The 8,270-nt window shown below is 58.8% G+C and carries 11 protein-coding genes; all 11 read right to left on the bottom strand.

The genetic code is table 11. The features are described from left to right. Positions 1-4: 4 nt before the first annotated feature. Entirely contained in the window at positions 5-784 is a 780-nt protein-coding gene (locus QZ268_RS19105) for a succinate dehydrogenase iron-sulfur subunit (protein ID WP_295455648.1), read from the bottom strand. A gap of 156 nt (positions 785-940) precedes the next feature. Further along, positions 941-1,825, bottom strand: a complete 885-nt coding sequence (locus tag QZ268_RS19110; protein ID WP_295455650.1) for a hypothetical protein — start codon at positions 1,823-1,825, stop codon at positions 941-943. A gap of 1 nt (position 1,826) precedes the next feature. Continuing rightward, the gene (locus QZ268_RS19115; protein ID WP_295455652.1) at positions 1,827-2,054 is read right to left on the bottom strand and encodes a hypothetical protein; all 228 of its coding nucleotides are present in this window, start codon (positions 2,052-2,054) and stop codon (positions 1,827-1,829) included. 1 nt (position 2,055) lies between these two features. Continuing rightward, positions 2,056-3,861 (bottom strand): succinate dehydrogenase flavoprotein subunit, encoded by a 1,806-nt coding sequence (sdhA, locus tag QZ268_RS19120; RefSeq protein ID WP_295455654.1) that lies wholly within the window; start codon positions 3,859-3,861, stop codon positions 2,056-2,058. A 12-nt stretch (positions 3,862-3,873) separates the two neighbouring features. Further along, complete coding sequence (gene sdhD, locus QZ268_RS19125) at positions 3,874-4,245, bottom strand: succinate dehydrogenase, hydrophobic membrane anchor protein (protein ID WP_295455656.1); 372 nt, start codon at positions 4,243-4,245, stop codon at positions 3,874-3,876. A gap of 10 nt (positions 4,246-4,255) precedes the next feature. After that, positions 4,256-4,639, bottom strand: a complete 384-nt coding sequence (sdhC, locus tag QZ268_RS19130; protein ID WP_295455658.1) for a succinate dehydrogenase, cytochrome b556 subunit — start codon at positions 4,637-4,639, stop codon at positions 4,256-4,258. A gap of 155 nt (positions 4,640-4,794) precedes the next feature. Next, complete coding sequence (locus QZ268_RS19135; RefSeq protein WP_349376265.1) at positions 4,795-5,607, bottom strand: DUF1194 domain-containing protein; 813 nt, start codon at positions 5,605-5,607, stop codon at positions 4,795-4,797. Between the two features lie 155 nt (positions 5,608-5,762). Next, complete coding sequence (locus tag QZ268_RS19140) at positions 5,763-6,809, bottom strand: MaoC family dehydratase (protein ID WP_295455660.1); 1,047 nt, start codon at positions 6,807-6,809, stop codon at positions 5,763-5,765. Then, positions 6,809-7,012: a DUF1737 domain-containing protein gene (locus QZ268_RS19145; protein WP_027241504.1), complete on the bottom strand. Its 204-nt coding sequence runs from the start codon at positions 7,010-7,012 to the stop codon at positions 6,809-6,811. The genes QZ268_RS19140 and QZ268_RS19145 overlap by 1 nt, the downstream gene beginning before the upstream one ends. A 3-nt stretch (positions 7,013-7,015) precedes the next feature. After that, complete coding sequence (locus QZ268_RS19150; protein ID WP_295455662.1) at positions 7,016-7,567, bottom strand: NnrU family protein; 552 nt, start codon at positions 7,565-7,567, stop codon at positions 7,016-7,018. 34 nt (positions 7,568-7,601) lie between these two features. Continuing rightward, positions 7,602-8,270, bottom strand: a 669-nt coding sequence (locus QZ268_RS19155) for a CoA ester lyase (RefSeq protein ID WP_295455664.1), incomplete at its 5' end; no start/stop codon positions are given.

Genomic DNA, 8,270 nt, shown 5'->3' on the forward strand with positions numbered 1-8,270 from the left:
TAGATTAGACGGCGCGATCAACCATCATATGTTTGATATGGGCGATTGCCTCGGCCGGGTTCAGACCCTTGGGGCAGGTCTTGGTGCAGTTCATGATGGTGTGGCAGCGATAGAGCTTGAAGGGATCCTCCAGCTGGTCCAGACGCTCAGGCGTGGCCTCATCACGGCTGTCGATGATCCAGCGATAGGCATGCAACAGCGCTGCTGGCCCGAGGTATTTGTCGCCATTCCACCAGTAGCTGGGGCAGGAGGTGGAGCAGCTGGCGCACATCACGCATTCATACAGCCCATCGAGCTTCTTGCGGTCCTCGATCGACTGACGCCATTCCTTGGCGGGGGCGTTGGTCTTGGTTTCCAGCCAAGGCATGATCGAGGCATGCTGGGCATAAAAATGCGTCAGGTCCGGGATCAAATCCTTAACCACTGGCATATGCGGCAGCGGGTAGATTTTGACGTCACCCTTGACCTCATCCAGCCCGTAGATACAGGCCAGCGTGTTGATACCGCCGACGTTCATCGCACAGGAGCCACAGATCCCCTCGCGGCAGGAGCGGCGGAAGGTCAGGGTTGGATCAATCTCGTTTTTGATCTTGATCAGCGCATCCAGGATCATCGGACCACATTTGTCCATATCCAGGAAATAGGTGTCCACCTGCGGGTTCTTGCCGTCGTCCGGGTTCCAGCGATAGATCTTGAACTTGCGCACATTTGTCGCGCCTTCGGGCTTGGGCCACGTTTTCCCCGTGGTGATCTTGGAATTTTTCGGAAGTGCGAATTCGACCATAGATCGTTCTCCTTGCTTAGCTGCCTGTCACACAAGGGGCCAGAGCCCCAGGCTGACAAGAGATCAGATGGACCGGCTGAGCCCACAGGCCCCTCCGAAACTTAAATAGTGCCGCAGCTGCGGCAGATGTTTGGCGCGTCAGACAAAGGCCAGCAGTCATAGGCCCTCCCCCTGCGGCAAAGGCTGGTGTTGGGCAACGGTTTTTAGATAGGCGGCATCCTCGGGGAACAGCTCTTCTAATTCCGCAAGCAGCGCCGGATCGCGGGCGGCCAGATGCAGCAGAGCCTGATACTCCGCATCGCTGCGCATTTGCTGCCAGCGCCGGTCGGTCTGCAACTCAGCCGCTGAACTGGCCTGTTTTTGAAACGAAGAGCCGCCACCATAAGACTGCACCTCGCCGAGGCTGTTGTCATGCTCTGCCAGCCCCAACTGTTGCAACAACGCGGCGCGATAGTCAGCACTGCGCGTCCAGCGGTCATAGCAGATCGCCACCAGTCCCAAATCCTGCGCCTGCCGGACCAGCCCCAACAGCCGGATATAGCTGTCCATGGTGCGCAAAACGATGCCGTTGCGACGTACCAGCGTGTAGCCGTCATTGGCCTGGATCTTTTTCAACAAAGACGCAGACCAGTTCAGAAACCCACGATAGATCAGGACATTGTGCGAAAACAAAGCCTCATCAAACGCCCCAGAGGGCTGCCGTGAGAGGCCAAATTCAGCCGGGCTGGTGTCCTCGTATGAGACCAGAAACAGCGCGCCATCGCCTGCTTTTTGCGTCACCGCAGGCAGGTTGCGCTTGGCTTGGTTGTGCGAGGCATGGCTGCCGTTGATCTCGATCCCGCGCGCATTGTGCAAAGGATCAGTACCCGGCTTGCAATTGTTCAAAAACACCGACCGGCCACGAGGCGCATTGCGCTGCAGCCAGGCCAGAATAGCATGATTGCCAGAGCGCCGCATACCAAAGACCCGCAGGCTAAGCCCAGGAACCAGTCCCAGGGCCTGCCATTCGGCGGGCGCAGAGATGTCCAACGCAGCGGTCACTCTAATACCCCTCAACCAAGGAAGAGCGAATCGTCGACCCATCCGACAGAAAAGCCAAGGCGCGCCGCTGTTCTTCAACCGTCAGGGTCTCCCACAGCGCCGCATCCCCAGGCATCAAGGGGAAGTCCCATGGCAGGGGCACCTGAGATACCTGGCGGTCGGCACAGGCCGACAACAGCAGGGTCGCAAGACCCAGCAGCACCAATTTGAAATCCCAGGGCTTAGCCATCTTAGAACGTCCGCGCTTTGGGCGCGATCTTCGCCAGGCTGATACCACCTTCGTCTTCGGAGGTGAGCCGATCCAGGATCACCGGACGGTAGGTCAGATCGACCTTTTCACCTTCGACCCGGCTGACGGTATGCACCCGCCAGTTTTCGTCGTCCCGCGTGCTGTAATCCTCATGGGCGTGGGCACCGCGGCTTTCGCGACGGGCTTCGGCACCGTGGATGGTGGCCAGGGCGTTTGGCATCAGGTTTGCCAGTTCCAGCGTTTCCATCAGATCCGAGTTCCAGACCAGCGAGCGATCGGTGACTTTCAGGTCATCCATCTTGCCCGCGATCACGGTCATCTTCTCGACGCCCTCTTTCAAGGACTTGTCGGTCCGGAACACCGCCGCATCGGACTGCATGGTCCGCTGCATTTCCAGACGCAGATCCGCAGTGGCGATCCCACCATTGGCGTTGCGCAGCCCATCAAAGCGATCAAAGGCCTTGTCGACCGAGGCCTGGTTCAGCGGCGCATTGGGGGCTTCTGCATCCACGGTCTTACCCGCACGGATGGCAGCAGCACGGCCAAAGACCACAAGGTCAATCAGCGAGTTGGAACCCAGGCGGTTGGCACCATGGACCGAGGCACAACCCGCTTCGCCCACGGCCATCAGGCCAGGCACAACGCCGGTTGGGTTTTCGGCGGTTGGGTTCAGCACTTCGCCCCAATAGTTGGTGGGAATGCCGCCCATGTTGTAGTGCACCGTTGGCAGAACCGGGATCGGCTCTTTGGTGACGTCAACACCGGCAAAAATCTTGGCGCTCTCGGAGATCCCCGGCAGACGCTCGGCCAGGGCCTCAGGCGGCAGGTGGCTGAGGTTCAGGTGGATATGGTCGCCATCAGCGCCGACACCACGGCCTTCGCGGATTTCCATAGTCATCGACCGGGACACGTAATCGCGCGGGGCGAGGTCTTTGTACTGGGGCGCATAGCGCTCCATAAACCGTTCGCCCTCAGAATTGGTCAGATAGCCGCCTTCGCCGCGCGCGCCCTCGGTGATCAGACAGCCAGAGCCGTAGATGCCGGTGGGGTGGAACTGAACAAATTCCATATCCTGCAGCGCCAGACCGGCCCGCGCCACCATGCCGCCACCGTCGCCGGTGCAGGTATGGGCCGAGGTGGCCGAGAAGAAGGCACGACCATAGCCGCCTGTGGCCAGCACAACCATTTTGGCGTTGAAGACATGCATGGTGCCATCGTCGAGCTTCCAGCAGACAACACCCTGGCATTCGCCCTCATCCGACATGATCAGGTCGATGGCAAAATATTCGATGTAGAATTCAGCGTTGTTCTTCAGCGACTGACCATAAAGCGTGTGCAAAATGGCGTGCCCGGTCCGGTCGGCTGCGGCACAGGTCCGCTGCACCGGGGGGCCTTCGCCAAACTCGGTGGTGTGACCACCAAAGGGTCGCTGATAGATTTTCCCCTCTTCGGTCCGGCTGAACGGCACACCGTAGTGTTCCAGCTCATAAACCGCCTTGGGGGCTTCGCGCGCGAGATATTCCATCGCGTCCGTATCGCCCAACCAGTCAGAGCCCTTGACGGTGTCATACATATGCCACTGCCAGTTATCAGGGCCCATGTTCGACAATGAGGCAGCAATGCCGCCCTGTGCCGCAACCGTGTGGGACCGGGTTGGGAAAACCTTGGTCACGCAGGCAGTGCGCAGGCCCTGTTCGGCCATGCCAAGTGTTGCGCGCAGACCGGCACCGCCGGCACCCACGACCACGACGTCATAGTCATGCGTCTCGTATTCGTATGCAGCCATTTCTTTTGTCCCTTACAGCGCGATCTTGGCCAGGGCAAAAACCCCTGTGGCGATTGTGGCGTAGCTGAGGCCGATCACAAACATGATCAGCGCTTTACGCATCGAGCCACGCGCATAGTCTTCGATCATCATTTGCGCGCCCTTGTTGAAATGCATCACACCGACAAACAGTGTGAGGCCCGTCAGGATTGCCGGGAAGGGGCGTGCAAAAGTGGCCAGAACCTCTTCCTGCGTGCCGCCAATGGCAGAGCCGACGATATAGATGAAAGCCGGAACCAAAAAGGCCAGCGCCACGGCGCTTACCTGCATGTACCAGTGATGCTGGGTGCCGGTGCCGGCAGCACCTTTGCCAACGGCGCGTTTACGAGCGGTCAAATAACGCATGTTGTGCTCCTTAAACCACGATCACGGTGAGAACGGTGAGAACGACAGACCCGATCATCATGCCCCAGCCCAGTTTTTCGGCTGTATCAATGTCCAGCCCATGGCCGGCATCAAAATACAGGTGCCGCAGACCGGCAAGAAAGTGATACCAGATACCCAGCGTCGACAGCACCAGCACGATATCACCAAACCAAGAGGTCATCACCCCGTTGGCGGTGGCAAAATAGGCAGGCGAGGTCGCCGCCGCGAGGAGCCACCATACAATCAGTATCACCGAGATGATCAGCGCATTGCCGGTGATCCGGGTGAGGATCGAGGACATAGAGGTCATCTGAGGGCGGTAGATCGACAAATGTGGCGAAAGCGGGCGATTGCCCCGATTTACATCGGCCATGTTGGCTCCTTTCCAGTTAGCTGAAGCCGTTTTAGCGGATTTTTACGTCCTGTCACGCAAACAGCGGGTAAATTTCTGCGGTTATTTGACCAGTTTTGCAAAAAAAGCCAATATGTGATCACAGGAAACGGCCCAGTGATCACAAAAATGTCTTACTAAAATTGTTTTGCAGAATCAGCCCTCCCTAGCGTGATTTCCTGCAATCCGCTCTTTCTGCCCCCAAATACCGGCAAGATGGGCTGCGGCAGCGACGCGTGGCCAGATGGCTGCGGCGAGGCCTGTTTCGGGGCCTGTTGCGGGGGCTGAATTGAAGCGGTTTTGCGCGCCACCTCCCGTACCAGTTTGCGGCGAATTTTCTCAGGATAGTCGCGGAAACTTCGGGCTGTCTCCACAAAGGCGCCCTCGCCTTCTATCACATGTTCGTAAAAATAGGCGGTGAGGTCAGGTTCGCTTTGCTCAATCGCGATGGCATTGACCGTGACATCGGCCTGCCGCATCAGAGACTTCAGCGTCGCAGGCTCGACCCCCTCGTTTGACGGCCCGTCCCCCGAGAGATCAATCACCCGGCGTTTGCAGGCCGGTCCTTCGGTAATCTGACTGAGCCCCAGCAGCAATGCCTCGCCCAGGGCGGTGGAAAAATTGCGCCAGGGGCGTGGCGCGGTCTCAATCGCCTGTGCCAGGGCCTCGACCTCGTCAAATGTGCGGGTTGGCGTCCAGGGAATAGAGATTTCTTGCCGCGCCCGCCCCGACCACTGGATCAGGGTCACCCGTGCCTGGGCGCTCACCAAAGCCTCGGACACCAGCCCGTCGCGCAGCCCAGCCGCCAGCCCATCCATCTGGATGCGGTATTCGGTTTCATCAACCGAGCCAGAGACATCCACCGCCAGCACCAGCGCCAGGTCACAGGCCCAGCCAGGCAGCGGCAGGGCAAGGCACACAACAGCAAAGAGTCGGGCTTTGATCCGCATGGGAAAACACTAAGCCGCAAGCGCCGGTTGCGTCACCCCTCTTGACCACATGGACACAAAGCTGTGATGCAACAGCCGCAAAACAGACCGCGCCAGGGTAACGCGCGGTCTGTTGAATGCTCCGTCTCGTGAATGCACTGTCTCGAAATCCGCCGCTATTTGGGCATCAAGGCCCAGTAGTCCAGATCCAGCAGCACGTCAGGCAGATATTTGCCGTCCTCGCCCTTCAGCGCGAAGGGATCGCCGCCCTTGGTGGCCACCAGACGCAGGCGGATGGCGCCAACGCCGGGGGCATCGGTATCGGCCTTATCCAGCACCTCGGACCAGGCGCGGATGGTGGTGCCTGACAGGCAGGGGTTGGCATGGGCGCCGCCATTCAGGCCAACAATCATCTGCGCATTGGCCAGCCCGTTAAAGGACAGGGCCCGCGCCATCGAAATCACATGGCCGCCGTAGATCAGCCGGGTGCCATCAGGACGGGCGGTGGTGTCGAAATGCACCTTGGCGGTGTTCTGCCACAGGCGGGTGGCCAGCATATGCTCGGCCTCTTCAATGGTGACACCATCCACGTGGTTGATGGTCTCGCCGACCGCGTAATCGCCCCAGCGATGGGGCTCCCCTGCCAGATCAAAGTCATAGTCACTGAAATCCAGCCCCGCAGGCACCACCAGCTGATCGGCAGGGATGACCTTTGCCAGATCCGGCAGCACGGTTTCCGGCGCTGGCGCCTCTAGGTTGCCTTTGCGCACCATCACCCAGCGGACATATTCCATCACGGTCTCATCACGCTGGTTCAGGCCACGGGTGCGCACATACACAACGCCAGATTTGCCATTGGAGTTCTGTTTGACGCCAATCACTTCGCTGGTGGAGCGCAGAGTATCGCCTTCATAGACCGGCAACAGCCAGCGCCCCTCGGCGTAGCCCAGATTGGCCACCGCATTCAGCGAGACATCAGGAACCGTCTTGCCAAACACGATATGAAAGGCCGCCAGATCATCCAGCGGCGATTTTGGTAGACCAGAGCGGCGGGCAAATTCATCCGAAGAATACAGCGCATGACGCGCCGGATAGAGCGCGTGATACATGGCGCGCTCACCGCCCGAGACGGTGCGGGGCACCGCGTGGGTGATCACATCGCCCAAGGCGTAGTCTTCAAAAAATCGACCTGAATTGGTCTTAGCCGCGCTGGTCTTGGCCATTAGTGTTCTCCCAGTTTTGTCTCGGGTGTGTAGGTGCCATCCACCTCTTTCACCACAGACTGACCACAGCGCATGATGCCTTTGACGGGATCAAAGGTCTGGGTGGGGCTACCATGCAGCTCCCACCCTTTGTTCAGCGCATCGGTCACTTTGTGACAAAAGGCGGATGTGTCGTCTTCGCTTAAAAAACGGTAGAGTTTCATGCCTCAGCCCCCAGGAAAGGGAGAGGGACCAACCATCCCGTGCACATAGCCAATCACCGCCAGCAGCACGACCGAGGCCAGCAGGAACATCGCGTCCTTTTTGATGCTGCCCTTGGGGTTGGGGGTCCAGTTGGGTTCGGTCTTGTTGATCACGATCTTTTCTACAATCGACCAGGCCCAAAGCCCGCCAAAGAGCACAAAAGACGCCGGATCCCAGTTGACCAGCAGGTGGGCAATCGCCCAAAGCCCAAATCCGGTCAGCATCGGGTGGCGCATCTTGTAAAAGATCGCGCCCTTGCTGGGGCCGGGGCTGGTGAAATAAAGCGCCAGCAGCATCAGCAGGTTGTTGATATGCTGCAGGAACGGCGGGTAAATCCCCAGCTCAAAGCTTTCGGCGGAACGATAGCCGATCACCATCAGCACGATGCTTGCCACCAGAACAATGGCGACGAGCCCCTTGCCCTTGTTGCCCATTGGTTCACGGATGCCCGGTGCAACGCGCTTGAACAGATGCGCGCCCCACCACAGCAGGATGCCTAGGACCAGAAGTGTCATGTCAGTCTCCTAAAGATGTTAACTTGGTTAACACCTAGGCGGAAATCGCAGCAATTGCATCCGCTTTTGCGAGAATTTCGCGTGCGGTCACAACATGCAGGTTTTCGACAATCTTACCCTCCACAACGGCCACCCCCTGCCCCGAGGCCTCGACCTCTTCAAAAGCGGCAATCTGGCGGCGGGCCAGATCAATTTCATCTTCGCTGGGGGCAAAGGCTTCGTTGGCAACATCGACCTGGGCCGGGTGGATCAGGGTCTTGCCGTCAAAACCCATCTGCGCCCCTTGCAGGCATTGGCGCTCTAAACCCGTTTCATCGCGAAAGGCATTAAAAACCCCGTCAAGCAGTGCCAAACCATTGGCCCGGCCATGGGCGATGATATCCATCAGCCAGGGCACCATCGCCTGGCGATCATTATCCATCGAGACGCCGGTATCCTTGGCCAGATCGTTGGGGCCGACCACCAGGCATTGGAGATTTTGGCCAAAGGAAGCAATCTCTCTCAAATTAACCAGCCCCAAAGGAGATTCGATCATCGCCCAGATGCGGATATCTTCAGCCCCCGCTGAACGAAGCGCTGCTGACAGGCCCTCAAGCATTTGGGCCCTCTCGACCTTGGGCAGTAAAATCGCATCGGGTTTGCATTCAATCGCGGTTTCCAGGTCCTTTGGATATTCTGGCTCATCCAGCGCCGAGACCCGGAT

This window comes from uncultured Pseudophaeobacter sp. (assembly GCA_905479575.1).
Taxonomy (GTDB): Bacteria; Pseudomonadota; Alphaproteobacteria; order Rhodobacterales; family Rhodobacteraceae; genus Pseudophaeobacter.